This window comes from Amycolatopsis sp. CA-211722 (assembly GCF_056828465.1).
The window spans coordinates 4181759-4202554 of the sequence record NZ_CP184752.1; the positions used below are offsets into that span (position 1 = coordinate 4181759).

Consider the following 20796-nt stretch of genomic DNA (forward strand, 5'->3'; position numbering starts at 1 on the left):
GCCATCGGCGGGATGACCTGCGCCTCCTGCGCCGCGCGGGTCGAACGCAAGCTGAACAAGGTCGACGGCGTCTCCGCCTCGGTCAATTACGCCACCGAGAAGGCGCAGGTCGACTTTCCCGCCGCCCTCTCGGTCGAGGACCTGGTCGGTGTCGTCGAGTCCGCCGGCTACACGGCCCAGCCGCCCCAGCCAGACGAAGACGAGGACCAGACCGGCTCCCTGAGAACCCGTCTCGTCGTCTCCGCCGCGCTCGCCGTGCCGGTGATCGTGCTGGCGATGGTCCCGGCCTGGCAGTTCACCTACTGGCAGTGGGTCTCGCTGGTACTGGCCGCCCCCGTCGTGACCTGGGGCGCGTGGCCGTTCCACCGACCGGCCTGGACGAACCTCCGCCATGGCGCCGCCACCATGGACACCTTGATCTCGCTCGGCGTCGTCGCCGCCACGCTCTGGTCGCTGTACGCGCTGCTGTTCGGCGGCGCCGGGGCGCCCGGTATGCGACACGGCTTCGAGCTCACGATGCAGCGCGGGTCCGGTGCGGCCAACCTCTACCTCGAGGTCGCCGCCGGGGTGACGACGTTCCTCCTCGCGGGCCGCTACTTCGAGGCCCGGTCCAAGCGCCGCTCCGGCGCCGCGCTGCGGGCGCTGCTCGAACTCGGGGCGAAGGACGTCGCGCTCCTCAAGGACGGCACCGAGAGCCGGGTCCCGATCGGCGCGCTGAAGACGGGCGACGAGTTCGTCGTGCGGCCGGGGGAGAAGATCGCCACCGACGGTGTCGTGACCGACGGCGGATCGGCCGTCGACCTGAGCATGCTGACGGGTGAAGCCGTCCCGGTCGAGGTGGGCGTCGGCGACGCCGTCGTCGGTGGGACGGTCAACGCGAGCGGACGGCTCGTCGTCCGCGCCACCCGGATCGGCGCCGACACACGGCTCGCGCAGATGGCGCGGCTGGTCGAGGACGCGCAGAACGGCAAGGCGCGGGTCCAGCGGCTCGCCGACCGGGTGTCGGCCGTGTTCGTCCCAGTGGTGATCGCGCTCGCGGTCGGCACCCTCGGCTTCTGGCTCGGCGCGGGCAGCGGCGCCGACGCCGCCTTCACCGCCGCCGTCGCGGTCCTGATCATCGCCTGTCCGTGCGCGCTCGGCCTCGCCACGCCGACGGCGCTGCTGGTCGGCACCGGTCGTGGCGCGCAGCTGGGCATCCTCATCAAAGGTCCGGAGGTGCTCGAGTCCACGCGCGCGGTCGACACCGTCGTCCTGGACAAGACCGGCACGGTGACCGCCGGGACGATGAGCCTCACCGACCTCTATGGCGACGACGAGACCGAAGTCCTGCGCCTGGCCGCGGCGGTCGAGCACGGTTCCGAGCATCCGATCGCCCGCGCGATCGTCGCGGCCGCCGAGGAGCGGCTGGGCGAGCTGCCGCCGGTCGGCGGGTTCCGTAACGTCGAGGGCCTGGGCGTCGTCGGCGAGGTCGAAGGCAAGACCGTCCTGGCCGGGCGGCCGTCGCTCCTCGACCAGCACGGCATCGCGGTCGGCGACGAGTATGCCCAGGTCAAGACGGCCGCCGAGGAGCGTGGTGCCACCGCGGTCGTCGTCGCTTGGGACGGCGAGACGCGCGGCGTGGTCGTCGTCGCCGACAAGGTCAAGCCGACTTCGGCCAAGGCCGTGGCGGAACTGAAAGCCCTGGGGCTCCGCCCGGTCCTGCTGACCGGCGACAACACCGGTTCCGCGAAGGCCGTCGCCGCCGAAGTGGGGATCGACGAGGTGATCGCGGAGGTGCTGCCCGCCGGCAAGGTCGACGTCGTCAAGCGGCTCCAGACCGAGGGTCGCGTGGTCGCCATGGTCGGCGACGGCGTCAACGACGCGGCCGCGCTCGCGCAGGCCGATCTCGGTCTCTCGATGGGGACCGGGACGGACGCCGCGATCGAGGCCGGTGACCTGACCCTGGTGCGCGGCGACCTGCGCGCCGCCGTGGACGCCATCCGGCTTTCGCGCCGCACGCTCGCCACGATCAAGGGCAACCTGTTCTGGGCGTTCGCCTACAACGTCGCCGTGCTGCCGCTGGCCGCGCTCGGCCTGCTCAACCCCATGATCGCCGGGGCCGCGATGGCGTTCTCCTCGGTGTTCGTCGTCACCAACAGCCTGCGGCTACGACGGTTCCGCGGGAACGCCTGATCAGGACCGGACCAGCCGGGCGATGGCGTCGGACGCCTCCCGGACCTTGAGGTCGGCCTCTTCACCGCCCGCGGCGGCGGCGTGGACCACACAGGTGGCGAGGTGCTCGTCCAGCAGTTCGAGCGAGAACGACTGCAGCGCCTTCGTGGCCGCGGACACCTGAGTGAGGATGTCGATGCAGTACTTGTCCTCTTCCACCATCCGCTGCAAGCCGCGGATCTGCCCTTCGATCCGGCGCAGGCGCTTGAGATAGGCCTCCCGCTCGGTGCCGTAGCCCGTCATTCCGCACCCGTTCTCTCGTCGTTCCCGGTTCCTGCCCACTATACCCTCCCCACGTATGTGGGTGGGGCCGCCGAATTCCAGGCTGCCAGGATGTCGAGGACGATCCGGCGGCTCCGACTCCTGCGTGAGTGGCCGGGCACCGGCCGGACGACCAGGAGGAACACCGATGAAGTACATGATCATGATCACCATGAACCCCACCGCCTGGGATGCTCTCCCCGAGAAGGAACGCGACGAGGTGGTCGCCCGCATCGACCCTTTCATGAAGAAGCTCACCGAGAGCGGCGAACTGCTGGGGACGCAGGCGCTGGGGGAGCCGAAGGAAAGCACGGTGGTCCGGGTGCGTGACGGCGTCCCGGTGGTCACCGACGGCCCGTTCGCGGAGTCGAAGGAGTACCTGGCCGGCTTCTACCTGGTCGAATGCGACAGCAAGGAGCGCGCGATCGAGATCGCGGGCCAGATCCCGGACGCGCACGTCAACGCGATGGAGATCCGGCCGGTCGTGTTCTCGTCGGGGGATCCCGCCTAGGTGGCGGCCGCTTCGGTGCCGGTGCGGGCTTCGGGCCTGCTCCGGCGCTGAACGGGCACTTCGGGTTTAGGTGAGGGGGATACGGCCAGCACCGAACCGGCCTCGGTGAGCAGTTCGCGACAGCCGACCAGCTGTTTCAGCACGTCGTCGCGCAGGCGGATGGCCACGTCGGCCTTCTGCCGCGCTTCGGCGACCAGGCGCTCGCTCTCCGCGGTGGCGTCTTCGAGCAATCGCCTCGCCCGGGCCTGCGCGGCTTCGTCCCGTGCGGCGAGCGCGCGCATCGCCTCCGCGCGGCGCAGCGACATGGCGAGCTCGAAGTCTTCGGCGATCCGCTTCCGTTCCGCCTCGGCCTTGGCGGCCTCCTCGGCGGCGCGCGCGGTGATGTCCTCGGCTTCTTCGCGGGTGAGTTCGAGCATGCGGCGCGAGCGCTCCTGCAACGCGTCCGGCGCGATCGGGACACGGCTGATCCGGTCGACCGTGGCCTTCAATTCGCGAATGTCCTCTCGCGCGCCGGTGAGTTCGGCGGCCAGCTTCTCTTCGCGGCGGAGGGCCTCGTCTCGTTCGGCTTCCACGCGGCGTAGTTCGGCTTCCACCTCGCGAACGAATTCCCGGACCTGCGCGCGATCGAAACCACGCCACGCCAGATCGAAGCCGGGCATCTCCATTGGTCACCTCCACAGTGGTCGATGTGTCGCCATTGGGCGCTTTCTCTTGCCACACGGGGCTTTCACCGACCAGTGTGCCTGAAGCCGCGACGACACGCGCCACGGGTGGGTGGTCTTTGCGCCGAACGGTCCGCGCAAGCGGGAAGAAGAGTGAAGCCGGTGAACCGGTGGGAGAATGGACGACCATCGCTTACCGCTACTGGAGGTGGCCGCGTGACGAGCAGCCGAATTCGGGTCCCTGGCTGGAATACGGCGACCGCGGCCGAAGGGTATCGGCAGGTCAGAGAGAACTTCTCGATCTTGCTCGCCGATCACGCGGGCGCCGCCGGGCGGGTCGTCCCGGCGTGTCCACAGTGGACCGTGCGCGAGCTGGTCGCGCATCTGGCCGAGATCTGCGATCGGGTGATCACCCGGTTCGGTGGCGAGGCCTGCCCGGTGCCGGAGACGGCGTCGGCCGCCGAGGTGCTGAAGCTCTGGCTCGAACGCGGTCCCGAGGCCGACACCCTCCTCGCCGCCGACGGCGACGGGAAGGGCCGCGGCGACATCATGGTGATGGACGCCTTCACCCACGAACTCGATCTCCGGTACGCGTTGGGCGTTCCTCCGCCAGGGGCACACGCCGCCTGGCTGCGCGGATTCGAAGTGCTCGTCCGCGGTCTCGGTGACTCGCTGGGCAGGCACGGACTGCCCGGGATGCGGATCGAGACCGAGGGCGCGACCTGGATCGCCGGCACCGAGCCGGTCGCCGCGGTGCTTTCGGGCGCGCCGGTGGACCTGTACCGGTCGCTCGCCGGGCGCCGGAGCCCGGCCCAGATCGCCGCCATGGACTGGCTGGGCGATCCCGAGCCGTGGCTCCGGGCCTTCACGTGGGGGCCGTTCGCCCCGCCCGCCGAAGCGATCGAGCGGTGATCAGCCGGCCGGGGACATCGAGGACAGCGCCGCGGCCAGCGCGAGCACCACGGCCACGATCAGCACCTCGACTCCGACGCTGATCCGCAGTTTCCGCAGGTCGGCGGTCAGCACACCGGTGCCGCCGCGCCCGGAGACCCCCCGCCGCACGGCGTTGCGGCTCACGTTCGCCACCAGCAGCAACGCGGTGAAACCGGCCAGCTTCGCCAGGAAGAGGATGCCGTAGGCCGACGTCCAGAGCGCCTCCACCGACGGCACGAGCCGGAAGCCGAGGTAGGCGCCGCTGACCACCATGATCACGATCGACCGGGTGGCGATCGGATGGAACCGCGCCAGCGCCGGTTCGGCCTCCGCCGCGGAATACCTGCCGCGCAGGAGCACGGCCAGCTGGATCAGCCCGCCCACCCAGACGGCCATCGCGCCGAAATGTGCCAGATCGGCGCTGACCGAGAGGAACATGATCTTGTCGGCCACGGCGTGCCCGGTCGCGGAGAAGCTCAGCATCACGATGAACCCGGCCGCGATGCCGAGGTTCTCGTAGCGCGAGCGCAGCCGATCCGGCTGGGCGCCCGCGAGCAGCCGTCGCACGATCACGGCGAGCGCCACGATCGCGGCCAGCCGCAGGAGCAGGAGCTTCCCGTACGCCACCCGCAGGGTCGCCTCGATCAGCGCGCCGTCGAAGATCGCGCCCACCCCGCGGCCCGCGACGTACGGACCTTGCAGCAGGAACCCGGCCACGGCCGTGACCCCCGACAGCCACAGGCCCGCGGTGATCAGCTTCCGCGCCGACGGGTCGGTGCGGCCCTCAGGACGGCAGACCAGCAGGAACACCAGCCCGCCCAGCAGCGCGACACCGCCGAAGGAGCCCCAGCGGAAGACGGTGAACAGGACATCGGTCACCGGATCGGTCCCGGTGGAGGCGGACACGGCGCCGGCCGACGTGATCAGGGGACCGGTCCCGATCACGAAGGCGATCGTGCCGCGCACGGGGTGCGAATCGGTCGAGACGAAGGCGTACTCGACGAGATAGCTGCCGTCCGGAAGGTCGGGTTCGAGTCCGACGGCGACCTCTTCGGCGACCTCACCCGGCTGGAACACCGGACCGGACACCACGTCGGTGCCCTGCTGGTCGACGACCTTGATCGAGTTCGGCTGGATGCCGATGTTCTCGGACAGGGTGAGCGAGACCCGGGGCGGCGCCGAGGTGAGGCGCGCGCCGTCGGCGGGGTTCGAGGCGATGAGCTCTACGTGGGCCGAGGCCGGGGCCGCGGTGAGCACCGCGACCCCGAAACACGCCGCCAGCAACGCCAGCAGCGCGAAGAGCCTCCTGGTCACGACGCCGCGGTCGCCAGCTCACGCCGGCTCACGGGCGAGCACGTGCATCCGGTCAGCTCCCGCTCGGCGGCGGGGGCCTTCCGGTGCACGAGCATCGCGATGATCATCGGGATGGTGACGATCGTGTTGTAGAACAGGTGCAGTTCCACGCGCGGGATGAACAGCTGGATGATGCTGCTCGGCGCGGTGCCGCCGCCGAGACGCCAGCCGGTCTGCGCCTGGATCAGCAGGAGCAGGTGTTCGATGTGGTGCCAGAACTGCAGCCCGAGCGCCAGGTTCCACCACTGCCGCGAACGGCCGGCGAAACCTTTGCGCAGGGCGAACAGGAAGACCAGCATGACGATGGCGTAGCCGTAGTGCAGCCATTCGGAGCTGATCAGCTTCGGGAAGGGGATCCCGAGTACGCCGCGCGCGTCCGGGGTCTTCCAGCCCAGGGCGTAGATCTGGAACGCCTGCACCAGATGTTCCGCCCAGTGGGCCACGACCACCACCGCGAAGGAGAGGAGCGCCGCGCGGTGGTATTTCCCGTTGAGCGCGGCGAGTAGACCCGGACGCGAATCGAGTGTGGCCATGAAGGGCTCCTATGACGATGGACCGACCGGTGACGGATCTCGACGATAGCTCGCGATCCGGAGTTTCCCGTTACTCCGGATTGCTGATCCGACCTGCGGTATTACGCCGGATGGCTCAACGGACGACGATTCCTTCGGTTACTTTGGGTGCCGCGGGAATGTGGAACAGTTCGGCGAACAGTTCGAGGTATTCGAAGGCGCCTTCGAGGCGGATCTTGCCGGTCCGGGTCGCGTCGGCGGCGGTGAGGTCTCCGGTCAGCAGGTCCTTGATGAACGGGCCCAGCGGTTCGATGACCGCGTCGGCGCCGGGGTGCGCGCCCTCCGCGACCTTGAGCGCGCCGTCCTCGACGATCGCGTGCAGGAGCATCTCTCCCGGGTAGCGCAGTTCGTAGGTGACCTGGACGCCCTTGGCCTTCTCGCTCCGGAAGGTCGTGTACAGCGAGAGGATCGCCGAGTCCATCGTGAAGACGTCCTCGGGGGACGGCTGCCCGAGCGACCGGGCGCCCCAGAGACCGAGGTCCAGCACGATCTGGTCGAGTTCGCTGCCGTACTCGGTGAGTTCGTAGACCACCGCGGCGTCGAGCTGGGGGAGCAGGCGGCGGCGGAGTACGCCGGACTGCTCGAGTTCGTTGAGCCGCGCGGACAGCGTGCTCGGCGGGATCTTGGGCAGGCCGGCCTGCAGCTCGGTGAACCGCTTCGGGCCGAGGACGAGGTCGCGGACGATCAGCAGCGACCAGCGTTCGCCGATGATCTCCAGCGCCCTGGCCAGACCGCAGAACTGTCCATAGGTACGAATGCTCATCCGTCGATCCTCACTTTCGGTTCCGTGCGGGTGGTGGTGATCACGCGGGTTCCCCCTCGGAAAGCAGATCGTGGTGCAGGACCTGCAGTTCGTCACAGGGTTCGACGCCCAGTTCGTAGTTGAGCCGGGTGCGCACCTGACGGTACGTGGCGAGCGCGTCGGAGCGCCGCCCGCTGCGGCCGAGCACGCGGATCAGCTGGCCGTGCAGGGCCTCGTCGAGCGGGTTCGCGGCGACCAGGGAACGCAGTTCGCCGATCAGCTCGTGCCGCATCCCGGCCGCGATGTCCGCCTCGATCCGCAGGTGCAGGGTGCTGCGCCGCTGTTCGACGAGGTCGACCGAGTACGCCGACAACACCGGTCCACAGTGGACGTTCGCGAGCGGCGGCCCGGACCACAGGGCGAGCGCGGAGCGGAAGGCCTTCGCCGCTTCGACGTGCTCGCCCCGCAGTTGCAGCTCCCGGCCCCGCTGCTGCAGCTCCTGGAACTCGAAGACGTCCACCTGCTCGGGCGCGATCCGGAACACGTACCCCGGCGGTTTCGTCGCCAGCATCGTCTCCCCGTACGGGGCGAGCTCGTTCTCCTCGATGCACTTGCGCAGCTGGTAGACGTAGGTGTGCATGGTGGTGCGGACGCTGCGGGGCGGGTCGTCGGCCCACAGTTCCCGCACGATCGTGTCGATGGGGACGATCTTCCCCGGGCTCATCACCAGCATGGCGAGCACCTGGAGCAGCTTCGGTGTCGTCGGCGCGTAGTCGATCCCGTCCCGCACGAGTTCGAGCGGGCCGAGGAGGGTGAAACGGACGGGGCTTGCGGGCAGGACCGGAATCGGGTTGGGTGCCGAGCCGTGGTGCGTGTCCGCTACTCGTGATCCGGTGTACATAGCAAGCGCCCTCCAGCTCGATACGCGTCGAGACCTGATTCCCAGTACTTCGACAGTGGCAGAGCGGCCCGGCGCGGGCCAGTGAGCCGTCCACCAGCTGTCGCGTGCGTGTGTCCCGGAAGAACGTGGGTTTTTCATATCCGACGTATGAATCGCGCACTGGCCGGGACCAAGCCCGCCGAGCAGGATTCGAGAATCGAACCGACCTACTGGGGGTCATCATGCGCGAGGCATCGTCCACGTCCGGCTCGATCAGCGGTGGCCTGGGGTTCAAACGGCATCTGCGCGCGGAGATCCGCGAAGGGAACGGTGCGTATCTGTTCTCCGAACAAGGGGTCATCGCGATCCGCGGCGCGCAGGTCGCGTCGGTGGCGGCCCTGCTCGACGGCACCCGTGACCTCGACGGGCTCCTGTCCGCCCGCCCGGACGGGATGAGCGCCGAACAGGTCACCGGCGTGCTGGCCAGGCTGGTCGAGGCGGGCCTGGTCACCCTCCACGTCCCGGACGAGGTCAGCGGGGACGAACGCGCGCTCGCGTACTGGGACGCCTGCGGGCTCGACGCCTCCGCGGTCGCCAGCCGCCAGAAGCCGGCGACGGCGAGCCTGACCGCGGTCGGCAGGGGTGTCGACACCTCGCAGGTGGCGAGCGGGCTGGCCGCGAGCGGGATCGAAGTGGTCGGGACGGCGTCCGAACTGGCCATCGTGCTGTGCGACGACTATCTCGACCCGCGGCTGGCGGAGATCGACGCCGAGCACCGGCGTACCGGACGGCCGTGGCTGCTGGCCAGGCCGTCGGGTTCTCAGGTGTGGATCGGCCCGATCATGCAGCCCGGCCGGTCCGGCTGCTGGCACTGCCTGACGAACCGGTTGTGGGGGCACCGGCACGCCGAGGCCTGTGTGCAGGAGGTCCTCGGGCACGACGGCCCCGCGGCGTTCCCGATGCCCGCCGTGCCGCCGCTGACCGCGGCCGCTTCGCATCTGATCTCCCTCGAAGCGTCCAAATGGCTGGCGGGACACCGCTATCCGGGGCAGCAGGCCGTATGGATCCTGGACACCCTCGACCTCCAGGGGCGCCTGCACGAACTGCGGCGCCGTCCCCAGTGTCCCGAATGCGGTGACGAGGGGATCGTCGCCGCGCGGACGGCCGAGCCCGTGGTGCTGCGGGAGGCCAAGAAGGCGACGTCGGGCGGTGGCGGGCATCGGACCCTCACCCCGGTCGAGGTGCTCGACCGCTACGGGCACCTGGTCAGCCCCGTCACCGGGATCGTCAAGGAGATCTCCCGCGACCCGCGGGCGCCGGCGTTCGTGAACGCGTACCACTCCGGGGGGAACGTCGCGCGCCGCGTGCGCGGTGAGGCGGGTCTGCAGGCCGGGCTCCGCGGGGAGAACGGCGGCAAGGGCGCGAGCCCGATCGACGCCGAGGTCGGCGCGCTGTGCGAGGCGATCGAGCGGTTCTCGGCGAACTACCAGGGCGACGAACTGCGGATCCGCGACACCTTCCGCGCGCTCGGCGAGGACGCCGTCCACCCGAACTCGTGCATGCTCTTCGACGAGCGCCAATACGACAGCCGTGCCGAGTGGAACGCCGCGCACGCCACGTTCCAGTACGTCCCGGAACGGTTCGACACCGAGGCCCCCATCGACTGGACGCCGCTGTGGTCGCTCACCCGGCAGCGCCGGAAGCTGATGCCGACCGCGTACCTCTATTACGGGGTGCCGTGGGAATGCGGGCTCACCGGGATGCGCGCGGACTCCAACGGTTGCGCGGCCGGAAGCAGCATCGAGGACGCGATCCTGCAGGGACTGCTCGAACTCGTCGAACGCGACGCCGTCGCGCTGTGGTGGTACAACCGGCTCCCCGTCCCCGGCGTGGACATCGCCTCGTTCGACGACCCGTGGGCCGAGGAGATGGTCGGCCAGTACGCGCGGGCGGGCCGGGAACTGTGGGTCCTCGACCTGACCGCGGATCTCGGTATCCCGGTGATGGTCGCGCTTTCCAGGAGTATCGTCGGGCCGCGCGAAAACGTCATGATGGGGTTCGGTGCCCACCTGGATCCCAGGACGGCGCTGCGGCGGGCGGTCAGCGAGCTCAACCAGCTGATCCCGGCGGTGCTCGCGAACGACGTCGAACTCGACGATCCGGACGCGGCACGGTGGCTCCGGTACGCGACGGTCGCGAACCAGCCGTATCTGCTGCCGGCGCCCGGCCGGTCGGCGAAACGGGCCGCGGACTTCAAGTTCGTCCGTCGTCCCGACGTCCGTGACGACGTGGAGTGCTTGGTACGGCGGCTTTCCGTGCTGGGAATGGAGACGTTGGTGCTGGACCAGACGAGGCCCGACATCGATCTCCCGGTGGTCCGGGTGGTCGTGCCGGGGCTGCGTCCGTTCTGGAGCCGCTTCGCCCCCGGACGATTGTTCGACGTGCCGGTGCGCCTGGGCAGGCTCGCCGAGCCGACTCCCTACGAGCGGTTGAATCCCTTCCCCATGTTCTTGTAGACCAAGCTGGAGCAACAAGTTGACGACAGATCACCCCGGCGGTGTGGCCGAAACGATCCCCCTGTGGTCGCTCACCGACGACAGCCTCGTCGAAATCAGTGAGGACGGCTCACTGGTGGTCGTCACGCGCTGGGGTGAGCACGAATTCCCGCACGCGGAACCGCTGGTGGTGGAATCGTTGCGGCGGATGGCCTTGGGGCCGGTGTCGCTGGCGAACGTGACGTCGTCATGGGAGCCCGTCGAACGGGAACCCGATCTCGAAGGCGAACTGAGCTGGACGGCCGAGGGCACCGACGCGCTGCGCCAGGCGCTCAAGGAACTCGGCGGTTCCGTGGTGCGTTCGCTCGGTCTCGCCGACGGCCGCGGGCCGCTGCTGTCGGTGATCCCGGTCGTGCTCGCGCCGGTGTTCGCGCCGGTGCCGATCCCCGCCACCCGCCCGATCCGGTTGTCCCGCTTCAGTTCCCTGCGTTCCGACGCCGACGGGATGGGGCTGGAGTCGCCGTCCGCGCGGTATCGCGTGGTGCTGACCCAGCCGTGGGCGGTGCACGTCGCGGCGACCCTCGCGACGGCGAAGTCGGTCGGGGAGATCGTGGCCACGACCGGGATCGATCGCGGCGTGGTGGGCGCGATCGTGTCCTATCTGGTCGCCGCGGGCGTCGTCCAGGCCGCCGGGGAGAACGGCAGGTTCGCCGAAGACGACGATCCCGAGCTGGGTGTGTGGTCCCCGGACGAGCTTTCGTTCCACACCACGAGCCGCACCTGGCGGCCGGGCGGTCCGGCCGACCTCGCCGGGCTCGGGACGCCGCCGGTGGTGAAGGCTCCCACCGGGGAAGGCCCGAGCTACTCGCTGTTCCGGCCGGATCTGGCCGCGCGCGCCGAAACCGATCCGTCGTTGACGGCGTTGCTGGAGAACGACCACAGCTGCCCGGAGTTCACCGACAGCGTGCTGTCGGCCGAGCAGATCGGCGAATTCCTGTTCCGTGGCGCGCGCATCCGGTCGATCGGGCCCGCGCATCTGCCGAACGGGCCCGCGCACAGTGCCTCGCAGCGCCCGTACTTCAGCGTCGCCTGCCTGTACGAACTCGAGTTGTACGTGTCGGTGAACCGTTGTTCGGGGCTGGATCGCGGGATCTACCACTACGATCCGCTCGACCATCGGCTCACCCTGGTCAACGACGACGTCGCCGATCTCGACGAGATGCTCGACATCGCGATGATCGGCGGTGGCAACCACCGGCGGCCCTCGGCGCTGATCACCGTCACCGCGCGGATGCCGCGGATGGCCTCCGTGCTCGGAGGCGGCGCGTACGCCACGACGCTGGCGCATGTCGGCGCGCTGCAGCAGACGCTCTACCTCGTCGCCCGCGCCATGGGGCTGGCCGCGCACGCCGTCCCGGTGGACGCCGGCGACCGCGTCGACCGCGCCCTCAAACTCGACTGGCCCGCCGAAGTCGGCGTCGGTGAATGCGTGCTCGATCTCCCGGCTTGAGACCGTCCACCGATAGCGCACGTCCGGACAAGACCGCAGGACCCATCTCGATCGCTCGTCGAGCCCGCTGAAATCGCCGACGCGTTAGCTGGCGTACAGAGAAAAGCGACAGCGAATCCGAGGTTGGTCTGATGCAGCTACGAACAGTCGCCATGGCGGCGAACGAGAAAGGCGTCACCGAACCCGGTCGGCACCCTGAGCCGGCGTCCCCCTTGCAACCCGCGGTGCTGCAAGCCATCTCCGCGATGCACGCGAGGTATTTCGACCCGATCACCTTGAGCGACCTGGCACAGGAAGTCTTCGTCAGCCCGTTCCATTTCTCGCGGATCTTCGCGAAGGCGACCGGTGTCACGCCCGGCCGGTACCTCACCGCGATCCGGCTCTTCGAAGCGAAACGACTGCTGCTGACGACGTCGCTGACGGTGTCGGACATCGTGTGCAGCGTCGGCTACAGCAGTGTCGGCACGTTCACGAGCCGCTTCACCCGTGCGGTCGGGATGACCCCGACCCAGTACCGTGACCCCGAGGTCGGCGAGCTGCTCGTCGCGATGGCTCCGCACTTCCAGCGCCTGCCGACGCTGGAATCGTTGCACAGCGCGGGAATGGGCAGCCCCACGATGCGTACCGGTACCGGCACGATCAGTGTTCGGGTCGAGACCCCGCGCGGGGCCGGTCCGGCGACCGTCCTCATCGGACTGTTCGCCGAGTCGATCCCGCAGTGCGGCCCGGTCGCCTTCGGTGGCAGGGCGAACGTCCTGTCCGCGGACATCGAGATCCAGAACGTCCCCGAAGGCCGGTGGACCGTGATCGGGGTGGCCGAGCACGCCGCCGGGACCGCGGCGTCCTCGTTCTCCATGGGCACCCTGCCCGGGCGCGTCGACATCACCCGGTACGGAATGGTCCACCTCCGGATGCCGATGCGCGCCCCGTCGCCGACCGACGCGCCGATGGCGATCACCCTCGCCGGTGGCCCGTCGTCCGCCGGGAACCGGATGGTCGCGCCGGCGCCCGGATACCTGCGCGCGGTGGCCTGATCGAAGGTGTTCCCGCGTTCTCCCGGTCTCGCAAACCGGGAGAACGCGGACGCAACCGTGGAGTAGCTGGGCCCTCACCACGCATGTGACGCTTTAAGCGATCCCAGAATTCGAATCCACCCGATAGGGGGAGAGTGCGTTGGGCAATGGTTGGCGCACGATCAGACGCCGCATGATCACGCCGGACGTCTCCGAGACGTCACTGGACAAGCGCGGTTTCCACAAGAAGAGCCCGGCCGCTCAAGAATTGCTGGAGACCGTCGGTGAGAAATTCCTGCTCGGTTACGCGCACGCGGTCGAGGCGCGATCCGTCGGGCAGGCGGAAGAATGGCTCGAACGTATTCCGGTGAAATACCGCGGCTTCGCCTACGAAGGCGCGGGAATGGGTTACGGGATGCTGGACGGGCTGCCGGGCGGCGGACGCCGTCACATCGAGGAGTTCCTCGCCGGGCCCGGCGAGAAGCACGACTACATCATCTACGTCGGCGTCGGCTGGGCGATGGCGCGGCTGCCGCGCTTCCGCTGGCCCTCGGCCGAGGACTTCGACCCGTTGCTGCGCTGGCTGGTGCTCGACGGTTACGGCTTCCACCAGGCGTACTTCAAGACCGCGAAATACATCGACGGTCAGTTCCAGGACCCCGGTTTCTCCTGGCCGCCCGGCAACGGCGGGTACGCGCTGCGCGCGATCGACCAGGGCATCGGGCGGGCACTGTGGTTCATCTGCGGTACCGACGTCGATCTGGTCGCCGACGCGATCGCGCGTTTCCCCGAGCGGCGCCACGGAGACCTCTACGCCGGAGTCGGGCTCGCCTCGACCTACGCGTGCGGTGTCACCTCCGACGAACTGCTGAAACTGGCCGAATTCGCCGGCGAGCACCGCGGGAACCTCGCCCAGGGCAGTGCTTTCGCCGCCGAAGCCCGCGTCCGCGCCGGGCTGCTGATCCCCGAGACCGAGGTCGCCACGCAGGCGATCTGTGGCCTGCCCGCCGAGCGGGCCGCGGCCATCACCCAGGAGGTGCGCCCCGCCACCGTGGTCGACGGCGAACTCCCGGCTTTCGAAACCTGGCGACAGCGCATCGCCGCTGAGGTTCTCAAATCTGGAGGTGCAGGGAAATGACCGCGACCTTGGGCTGGCTCCGCAAGCAGCTGGCGGGCATCGTGGCGTTGGTGCTGATGGCGGGTCTGTTCGTGGTGGCGCAGCTGCCCACCGTCTCGACCGCCGAGGCCGACACGATGGCCTCGAAGTACGCGTTCGAACCACTGACGATCGCCTTGCCGGAAGCGGCCAAGAGCCAGTCGATCCGGACGGTGAACAAGGACTACGAGCACATCCGCGCCTGGATCTCGTCGGTCGGTGCCGCGATCGCGGTCAACGACCTCGACGGCGACCAGCTCGCGAACGATCTGTGCTTCGTCGACCCGCGCAGTGACCAGGTCGTCATCACCCCGACCCCGGGCAAGGGCGGCGACCGCTACGCGCCGTTCGCGCTCGACGCGGCACCGCTGCCGATGGGCAAGTACATCGCGCCCATGGGCTGCGTCCCCGCGGACTACAACGAGGACGGCCGGGTCGACCTGCTGGCCTACTACTGGGGCCGCACCCCGATCCTGTTCCTCTCGAAGCCGGACGCCACGAAACTGGAGCCGAAGGCCTACGAGCCGGTGGAACTGGTGCCGGGCAACAACTCCAAGAACGGCGAGTACGCCGGTCCACTGTGGAACACCAACGCCGCCTCGGTCGGTGACTTCGACGGCGACGGCCACCAGGACATCTTCATCGGCAACTACTTCCCCGACAGCGCGGTGCTGGACGACCGTGTCCAGGGCGGGGTCGAGATGAACAAGTCGATGTCGCACGCCGACAACGCGGGCGGCAAGTACATCTTCCGGTTCACCGGGGCCACCCAGGGAGCCAAGCCGACCGCCACGTTCGTCTGTGACGACAAGGCCATCCCGGCCGACGCGCAGGGTGGCTGGTCGCTGGCGGCCAGCGCGACCGACGTCGACGGGGACAACCTGCCGGAGCTCTACATCGGTAACGACTTCGGCCACGACCGCCTGCTGTACAACAAGTCCCGTCCCGGCCACGTCGAGTTCGCCGAGGTCAAGGGGGTTCGCGGGGCCAACGAGCCGAAGTCCAAGGTGCTCGGCAACGACTCCTTCAAGGGCATGGGCGTCGACTTCGCCGACCTCGACCACGACGGTCTCTACGACCTGTACGTCAGCAACATCACGACGTCCTGGGGCATCGAGGAAAGCCACTTCCAGTTCATGAACACCGCCAAGGACACCGCGGATCTGCGCGGTCGTCTGCAGGGCGGCGAGGCGCCATGGGTCGACCGCAGCGCACAGGCCGGCACCGCGTGGTCCGGCTGGGGCTGGGACGTCAAGATCGCCGACTACAACAACAGCGGCGAATCGGTGATCACCCAGGCGACCGGCTTCGTCAAGGGCGACGTCAACCGCTGGCCGCAGCTGCAGGAACTGGCGACCTCCAACGACGAACTGCTGAAGCACCCGTCCTTCTGGCCGAACATGGTGGCCGGTGACGACGTCGGTGGCGACCACACCCTGCACTTCTGGGCCAAGAGCGCCGACGGCCGCTACACCGACCTGGCCCCGCGCCTCGGGCTCGCGGTCCCGGTGCCCACCCGCGGTATCGCCACCGGCGACGCGGACGGCGACGGCAAGCTCGACTTCGCCGTGGCCCGCCAGTGGGAGCAGCCGATCTTCTACCGCAATGTCAGCCCCGACTCCGGGTCGTACCTGAACCTGAAGCTGGTGCACGACAAGGCTTCGGCCGACGGTCCGCTCAAGGCGGCCGGCACCGCGGCGGTCGGCGCGCAGGTCACCGTCATCACCCCCGACGGCAAGAAGTACATGGACCGGGTCGACGGCGGCAGCGGCCACTCCGGCAAGCGCAGCCACGAGATCCAGATCGGACTCGGCAAGGTCACCGGGCCGGTGAAGGTCTGCCTGCAGTGGCGCGACCTGACCGGGCAGATCCGCACGCAGGAAGTCCAGCTGACCCCGGGCAGCCACACCTTCCAGCTCGGCGCTCAGGCTAAGGAGAAATGACCGTCATGGCTGAGCAGACACTCACCGCACCGAAGAGCAACAAGACGATCACGGCCCTTCGCCGGTTCGCGATCTCGATCACGATCTTCAACATCATTGGCTACACCGTGCTCGGTTTCGAGCAGCCCTACACCTATCCGTTCATCGCGCTGGCCACGGCCTACGCCACCGAAATCCTGCTGGAGATCATCGGCGCCCGGACACAGGGCCGGGGCGTCCGCTTCCGCGGGAACGGGTTCAAGGGACTCGTGGAGTTCCTGTTCCCGGCGCACATCACCGGTCTCGCGCTGAACATGCTCACCTACGTCAACGACCAGGTGCTGGTCATGATGTTCGGGGTCGTCGTCGCCGTCGGCGCCAAGTGGGTCCTGCAGGCCCCGGTGCGCGGCCGGTTGCGGCACTACATGAACCCGTCGAACTTCGGCATCACGATCATCCTGCTGGTGTTCCCCTGGGCGAGCATCGCGCCGCCGTATCACTTCACCGAGCAGGTCGACTCGTGGGTCGGCTGGCTGATCGTCGGCATCATCATCGTCTCGGGCACCGTCCTCAACGCGATGCTGACGCAGCGGATGTGGCTGATCGGCGCCTGGCTCATCACCTTCGCGCTCCAGGCGATCATCCGTGGTCTGGTGTTCGACACCGCGATCCCCGGCGCGCTCGGGATGATGACCGGCGTGGCGTTCGTGCTCTACACGAACTACATGGTCACCGACCCGGGCACGACCCCGTCGAAGCCCGCTTCGCAGGTCTTGTTCGGTTCGGGTGTGGCGCTGGCGTACGGGTTCTTCATGGTCGTGCACGTGTCCTACGGGCTGTTCCTCGCCACCGCGCTGGTCTGCCTCATCCGCGGCGCGTTCCTGTGGGGCCTGCACTTCTCCAAGAAGGCCACCGAGAAGTGGGAGGCCGAGCAGGCGAAGTCGGCCGAAGTCACCTCCCTGCCCAAGCCGGCCGAGAAGCCGGAGACGGAAACCGGGGCCGTGGCGGCATGACCTCCGGTGCGGAAACCAGCCGGGCGGCGCGTCTCGCGCCGCCCGGCCCGCCGCGCCGGGCGACCTTCGGTCTGCTGAAGAAGCTCTTCACCGACCGGCTGGCGCTCATGTCGGATTCGGCCCAGGTGCACGGGGACGTCGTCCGGATCGCGATCGGTCCCAAGACGATGTACCTGGTGAACCACCCCGATCTGGCGAAACACGTGCTCGCGGACAACGCGGCCAACTACCACAAGGGAATCGGCCTCCAGGAGGCCAGGCGGGCGCTCGGCGACGGGCTGCTCACCAGTGACGGCGACGTCTGGAAGAAGCAGCGCCGGACCATCCAGCCGGTGTTCCAGCCCAAGCGGATCGCGCGGCAGGCCTCGGTCGTCGCGAACGAGGTCGAAGGCCTCGTGAAACGCTTGCGGGACACCGAAGGACCGGTGGAGATCCTGCACGAGATGACCGGGCTGACGCTCGGCGTGCTCGGCAAGACACTGCTCGACGCGGACCTCGGCGGCTTCACCTCGCTGGGGCATTCGTTCGAAGCCGTGCAGGACCAGGCGATGTTCGAAGCCGTGACGCTGAGCATGGTCCCGCAGTGGGCCCCGCTGAAGAAGCAGTTGCGGTTCCGGGAATCGCGGGACGACCTCCGCCGCATCGCCGACGAACTCGTCGAGCAGCGGCTGGCCAACCCGGTCGAGAACGGCGAGGACGTGCTGTCCCGCCTCATCGCGACCGACGGAACCCGCGAGCAGATGCGGGACGAGCTGATCACCCTGCTGCTGGCCGGGCACGAGACGACGGCGAGCACGCTGGGCTGGGCGTTCCACCTGCTCGACGAGCATCCCGACGTCCTGGCGAAACTGCGTGCCGAGGCCGACGCGGTGCTGGGCGACCAGCTGCCGACCCACGACGACCTGCACCGGTTGCCGTACACGGCGAGGGTCGTGGAAGAGGTCATGCGGCTGTATCCGCCGGTGTGGCTGCTGCCGCGGGTGGCGCAGGCCGACGACGAGATCGGCGGCTATCACATCCCCGCCGGCTCCGACGTCGTCGTCGTGCCCTACACGCTGCACCGGCATCCGGAGTTCTGGCCGGAGCCGGAGAAGTTCGACCCGGACCGGTTCGATCCGGACCGGCCGAGCGGGCGGCCCCGCTACGCCTACATCCCGTTCGGCGCCGGGCCTCGGTTCTGCATCGGCAACAGCCTCGGCGTGATGGAGGCCGTCTTCGTGCTGACCATGGTCCTGCGCGACCTCGAACTCAGGAAGCTCCCCGGCTACGACGTGGTGCCCGAGGCGATGCTGTCGCTTCGGGTGCGGGGCGGGCTTCCGATGACCGTGCACACCAGGAACAGGAGGTAGGTTCCGTGGATTCGGACGAACAGGTCAAGGTGTCCACTTTGGAGGCCTACGCGGACACGATCGTGCCGGGGGAGAAGCGGTTCCCCGGCGACCACGCGATCGCCGGCGCGTCGGAGGGGCCGGGCGCGGTCGTGGCGGGCGCGCTCGAACTGCTGCACACCGACGCGACCGGGGTGACCGTCGGGCTGCCCTATCTGGCGCAGTCCCTCAACGAACACGCGAAGGGCTACGCCAAGGAGCACGACCTCACCCTCGACGAGTCGCTGCCGCCGTTCGTCGCGCTGTCCTTCGCCGACCGGACCGCGCTCGTGCGGTCGCTGACCGCGCCGGGGCATCCGGAGAAGGACGGCTGGGTGAGCCTCGCCTTGTTCTGCAACATGTCCTTCGACAGCGCCGCGCACAAGCACACCGCCGAAGCCATCGCCGAGGGCCACCCCGGCTTGCTGGCGATGGGGTACACCGCGCCGGACGAAGACGGGCTGTGGCGGTTCCCGAAGTTCTCCTACCGCCGCGAGCTGGCGCGGCTCCACCCTGACACGACACCTTCCGGGAGCCCCGCATGACCGCCTACGACAAGACCGACGTCGTCATCGTCGGCAGCGGGTTCGGTGGCTCCATCCCCGCCTACCACTTGGCCGCGGGCGGGGCGAAGGTCACCGTGCTGGAACGCGGGCCGTGGCTGGAGACGAAGGACTTCGAGCACGACTATCTGCTCGGCTCGTCCTACACCCGGGCCTTCGATTTCGTCGTCGGCGACGGGATGAGCGTGCTCGGCGGGAACTGCGTCGGCGGCGGCAGCGTGGTGTACTTCGCCGCGATGCCGCGTGCCCCGAAGTTCGTGTTCGAGCGCCACGGCAGCATCGGTCGTCGCATGTGGCCTTCGGCGATCACCAGGGACACCCTGGAACCTTGGTACGACCGTGTTTCGGAGTCGCTTCCGGTGTCCAAACAGGACTGGAACGACGTCTCGTACGCCGGCGGGTTGTGGGCGGCCTTCTGCGACCACTCCGGCCGGACCGCGAACCCCGCGCCGGTCGCGGTGGACAACGACCGGTGCGTGAACTGCAACTTCATGATGGCCGGCTGCCGGTTCGACGCGAAACGCTCGCTGCTGACCAACTACCTGCCCGCCGCGCTCGCGCACGGCGCGAAGATCCGGCCGCTGCACGAGGTCCAGCGGATCGAGCGGATCGACGACGGCGACTACCGCGTGCACTTCAACGTCGTGGACGACGAGGACTACCGGCTCCAGTCCGGCAGCGGGACGATCGACGCGAAGATCGTCATCATCGCCGCGGGCGCCGGCGCGACCCCGGTGATCCTGCAGCGTTCGGAGGCGGCGCTGGGCACCATGCCGCACGGGGTCGGCCGGTACTTCTCCGGCAACGGTGAGCGGCTCAACACCGCGATCATCAACGAGGAGCGGGTCCGCGAGGTACTCGGGCTTTCCCGTGAGGACGGGAAGGTCTACGAGGCCAACCACATCGGCAAGGGCCCGACCGTGGCGAACTGGGACAAGCTCGACGGTTCGCTGCCGGAGTACGAGCGGTACTCGCTGGAACAGCTGTACTTCCCGCCGGGGCTCGGGACCATTCTCGCGCAGGTGCCGGACGGTGACGAACCGCGGTGGTTCGGGGCGCAGAAGAAGGAGATCCTCAAGAAGTGGGCCTCCTGGCTGACCATCTTCCTGATGACCGAGGACGACAACGAGGGTGTCTTCGGCACGCCGCCGCCCACCGGCAACGCGTACCGCATCTCGCAGCAGATGCTCGGCCGTGGTCCGCTGAAGTACGACCCGACGCCGAACACCCGGCACGGCTGGGCGCTGGCCGACGCGGAGTGCAAGGAGATCCTCGAAAAGGACGGCCTGGCGAAGGTGGCGCCGTGGACCAACGACGTCGTCGGCGCGTACACCGTGCACCCGCTGGCGTCGTGCCGGATCGGTGACGACCCGGCGACCTCGGCGCTGCACCCGAACCACGAACTCCGCGACCACCCCGGGATCTTCGTGACCGACAGCGCTTCCGTGCCGGGCGCGCTGACGGTGAACCCGGCGATGACGATCGCGGCGCTCGCCGAGCGTTCGGTGCCGGGCATCGTGCGGGCGCTCCAGGCTCGCGGCGTCGACGTCACCTACGGCGCTCCCGCTCCGGACGGCTCCATCACCGGGCGGCGCGCGGTCGGCAAGCTGACACTGGTAGCCGGGAGCTGAG

At 69.1% G+C, this 20796-nt stretch carries 18 protein-coding genes; 12 read left to right on the forward strand and 6 right to left on the reverse strand.

Features of this window, described 5'->3' with window-relative positions:
* Positions 1–12 precede the first annotated feature (12 nt).
* On the forward strand, positions 13–2172 hold the full coding sequence (locus ACOCEP_RS20265) for a heavy metal translocating P-type ATPase (RefSeq protein WP_482339771.1): 2160 nt from the start codon (positions 13–15) through the stop codon (positions 2170–2172).
* On the opposite strand, the gene ACOCEP_RS20270 is transcribed toward ACOCEP_RS20265, so the two are convergent.
* Complete coding sequence (locus ACOCEP_RS20270; protein ID WP_007034631.1) at positions 2173–2454, reverse strand: metal-sensitive transcriptional regulator; 282 nt, start codon at positions 2452–2454, stop codon at positions 2173–2175. It lies immediately after the preceding gene.
* Between the two features lie 166 nt (positions 2455–2620).
* Between ACOCEP_RS20270 and ACOCEP_RS20275 the strand changes: the two genes are divergently transcribed.
* Complete coding sequence (locus ACOCEP_RS20275) at positions 2621–2983, forward strand: YciI family protein (protein WP_482339267.1); 363 nt, start codon at positions 2621–2623, stop codon at positions 2981–2983.
* Here ACOCEP_RS20275 and ACOCEP_RS20280 read toward each other — a convergent pair.
* Positions 2980–3648, reverse strand: coding sequence for a M protein (locus ACOCEP_RS20280; protein WP_482339269.1), 669 nt, complete (start codon positions 3646–3648; stop codon positions 2980–2982). The genes ACOCEP_RS20275 and ACOCEP_RS20280 overlap by 4 nt on opposite strands.
* Before the next feature lie 213 nt (positions 3649–3861).
* Between ACOCEP_RS20280 and ACOCEP_RS20285 the strand changes: the two genes are divergently transcribed.
* Positions 3862–4557 carry a maleylpyruvate isomerase family mycothiol-dependent enzyme gene (locus tag ACOCEP_RS20285; RefSeq protein ID WP_482339271.1) on the forward strand — a complete coding sequence of 232 codons (696 nt, stop codon included), beginning with the start codon at positions 3862–3864 and terminating at the stop codon, positions 4555–4557.
* Here ACOCEP_RS20285 and ACOCEP_RS20290 read toward each other — a convergent pair whose 3' ends face one another.
* From ACOCEP_RS20290 to ACOCEP_RS20305, 4 genes are all read right to left on the reverse strand, one after another.
* Positions 4558–5892, reverse strand: a complete 1335-nt coding sequence (locus ACOCEP_RS20290) for a copper resistance CopC/CopD family protein (protein WP_482339273.1) — start codon at positions 5890–5892, stop codon at positions 4558–4560.
* Positions 5889–6464 carry a hypothetical protein gene (locus tag ACOCEP_RS20295; protein WP_482339275.1) on the reverse strand — a complete coding sequence of 192 codons (576 nt, stop codon included), beginning with the start codon at positions 6462–6464 and terminating at the stop codon, positions 5889–5891. The genes ACOCEP_RS20290 and ACOCEP_RS20295 overlap by 4 nt, the downstream gene beginning before the upstream one ends.
* A 115-nt stretch (positions 6465–6579) precedes the next feature.
* Positions 6580–7266: a winged helix-turn-helix transcriptional regulator gene (locus ACOCEP_RS20300; protein WP_465422210.1), complete on the reverse strand. Its 687-nt coding sequence runs from the start codon at positions 7264–7266 to the stop codon at positions 6580–6582.
* A 40-nt stretch (positions 7267–7306) separates the two neighbouring features.
* On the reverse strand, positions 7307–8146 hold the full coding sequence (locus ACOCEP_RS20305; protein ID WP_482339277.1) for an AfsR/SARP family transcriptional regulator: 840 nt from the start codon (positions 8144–8146) through the stop codon (positions 7307–7309).
* A gap of 221 nt (positions 8147–8367) precedes the next feature.
* Here ACOCEP_RS20305 and ACOCEP_RS20310 point away from each other — a divergent pair, with 221 nt between their 5' ends.
* The 9 genes from ACOCEP_RS20310 to ACOCEP_RS20350 all read left to right on the forward strand — a co-directional run bounded on the left by ACOCEP_RS20310 (position 8368) and on the right by ACOCEP_RS20350 (position 20795).
* Positions 8368–10641 (forward strand): TOMM precursor leader peptide-binding protein, encoded by a 2274-nt coding sequence (locus ACOCEP_RS20310; protein ID WP_482339279.1) that lies wholly within the window; start codon positions 8368–8370, stop codon positions 10639–10641.
* Positions 10642–10684: 43 nt separating this feature from the next.
* A complete protein-coding gene (locus ACOCEP_RS20315; protein ID WP_482339772.1) occupies positions 10685–12130 on the forward strand; it encodes a SagB/ThcOx family dehydrogenase in 1446 nt (481 codons plus the stop codon).
* 131 nt (positions 12131–12261) lie between these two features.
* Positions 12262–13164: a helix-turn-helix transcriptional regulator gene (locus ACOCEP_RS20320; protein ID WP_482339281.1), complete on the forward strand. Its 903-nt coding sequence runs from the start codon at positions 12262–12264 to the stop codon at positions 13162–13164.
* Positions 13165–13324: 160 nt separating this feature from the next.
* The gene (locus tag ACOCEP_RS20325; protein WP_482339773.1) at positions 13325–14281 is read left to right on the forward strand and encodes a DUF1702 family protein; all 957 of its coding nucleotides are present in this window, start codon (positions 13325–13327) and stop codon (positions 14279–14281) included.
* Complete coding sequence (locus tag ACOCEP_RS20330) at positions 14278–16242, forward strand: CRTAC1 family protein (protein ID WP_482339283.1); 1965 nt, start codon at positions 14278–14280, stop codon at positions 16240–16242. The genes ACOCEP_RS20325 and ACOCEP_RS20330 overlap by 4 nt, the downstream gene beginning before the upstream one ends.
* A complete protein-coding gene (locus ACOCEP_RS20335) occupies positions 16239–17234 on the forward strand; it encodes an enediyne biosynthesis protein (RefSeq protein WP_482339285.1) in 996 nt (331 codons plus the stop codon). The genes ACOCEP_RS20330 and ACOCEP_RS20335 overlap by 4 nt, the downstream gene beginning before the upstream one ends.
* On the forward strand, positions 17231–18583 hold the full coding sequence (locus ACOCEP_RS20340) for a cytochrome P450 (protein WP_482339287.1): 1353 nt from the start codon (positions 17231–17233) through the stop codon (positions 18581–18583). The genes ACOCEP_RS20335 and ACOCEP_RS20340 overlap by 4 nt, the downstream gene beginning before the upstream one ends.
* 5 nt (positions 18584–18588) lie before the next feature.
* A complete protein-coding gene (locus ACOCEP_RS20345; protein WP_482339289.1) occupies positions 18589–19146 on the forward strand; it encodes a DUF5987 family protein in 558 nt (185 codons plus the stop codon).
* Positions 19143–20795, forward strand: a complete 1653-nt coding sequence (locus ACOCEP_RS20350; RefSeq protein WP_482339290.1) for a GMC family oxidoreductase N-terminal domain-containing protein — start codon at positions 19143–19145, stop codon at positions 20793–20795. The genes ACOCEP_RS20345 and ACOCEP_RS20350 overlap by 4 nt, the downstream gene beginning before the upstream one ends.
* The last annotated feature ends 1 nt before the right edge of the window (position 20796 follow it).

What these genes read in the sequence shown, in the direction of transcription:
- ACOCEP_RS20265 (WP_482339771.1), top strand. Translation starts at nt 13, where the DNA reads ATGACCTGCGCCTCCTGCGCCGCGCGGGTCGAACGCAAGCTGAACAAG.
- ACOCEP_RS20270 (WP_007034631.1), bottom strand. Translation starts at nt 2,454, where the DNA reads ATGACGGGCTACGGCACCGAGCGGGAGGCCTATCTCAAGCGCCTGCGC.
- ACOCEP_RS20275 (WP_482339267.1), top strand. Translation starts at nt 2,621, where the DNA reads ATGAAGTACATGATCATGATCACCATGAACCCCACCGCCTGGGATGCT.
- ACOCEP_RS20280 (WP_482339269.1), bottom strand. Translation starts at nt 3,648, where the DNA reads ATGGAGATGCCCGGCTTCGATCTGGCGTGGCGTGGTTTCGATCGCGCG.
- ACOCEP_RS20295 (WP_482339275.1), bottom strand. Translation starts at nt 6,464, where the DNA reads ATGGCCACACTCGATTCGCGTCCGGGTCTACTCGCCGCGCTCAACGGG.
- ACOCEP_RS20300 (WP_465422210.1), bottom strand. Translation starts at nt 7,266, where the DNA reads ATGAGCATTCGTACCTATGGACAGTTCTGCGGTCTGGCCAGGGCGCTG.
- ACOCEP_RS20305 (WP_482339277.1), bottom strand. Translation starts at nt 8,146, where the DNA reads ATGTACACCGGATCACGAGTAGCGGACACGCACCACGGCTCGGCACCC.
- ACOCEP_RS20310 (WP_482339279.1), top strand. Translation starts at nt 8,368, where the DNA reads ATGCGCGAGGCATCGTCCACGTCCGGCTCGATCAGCGGTGGCCTGGGG.
- ACOCEP_RS20320 (WP_482339281.1), top strand. Translation starts at nt 12,262, where the DNA reads ATGCAGCTACGAACAGTCGCCATGGCGGCGAACGAGAAAGGCGTCACC.
- ACOCEP_RS20330 (WP_482339283.1), top strand. Translation starts at nt 14,278, where the DNA reads ATGACCGCGACCTTGGGCTGGCTCCGCAAGCAGCTGGCGGGCATCGTG.
- ACOCEP_RS20335 (WP_482339285.1), top strand. Translation starts at nt 16,239, where the DNA reads ATGACCGTCATGGCTGAGCAGACACTCACCGCACCGAAGAGCAACAAG.
- ACOCEP_RS20340 (WP_482339287.1), top strand. Translation starts at nt 17,231, where the DNA reads ATGACCTCCGGTGCGGAAACCAGCCGGGCGGCGCGTCTCGCGCCGCCC.
- ACOCEP_RS20350 (WP_482339290.1), top strand. Translation starts at nt 19,143, where the DNA reads ATGACCGCCTACGACAAGACCGACGTCGTCATCGTCGGCAGCGGGTTC.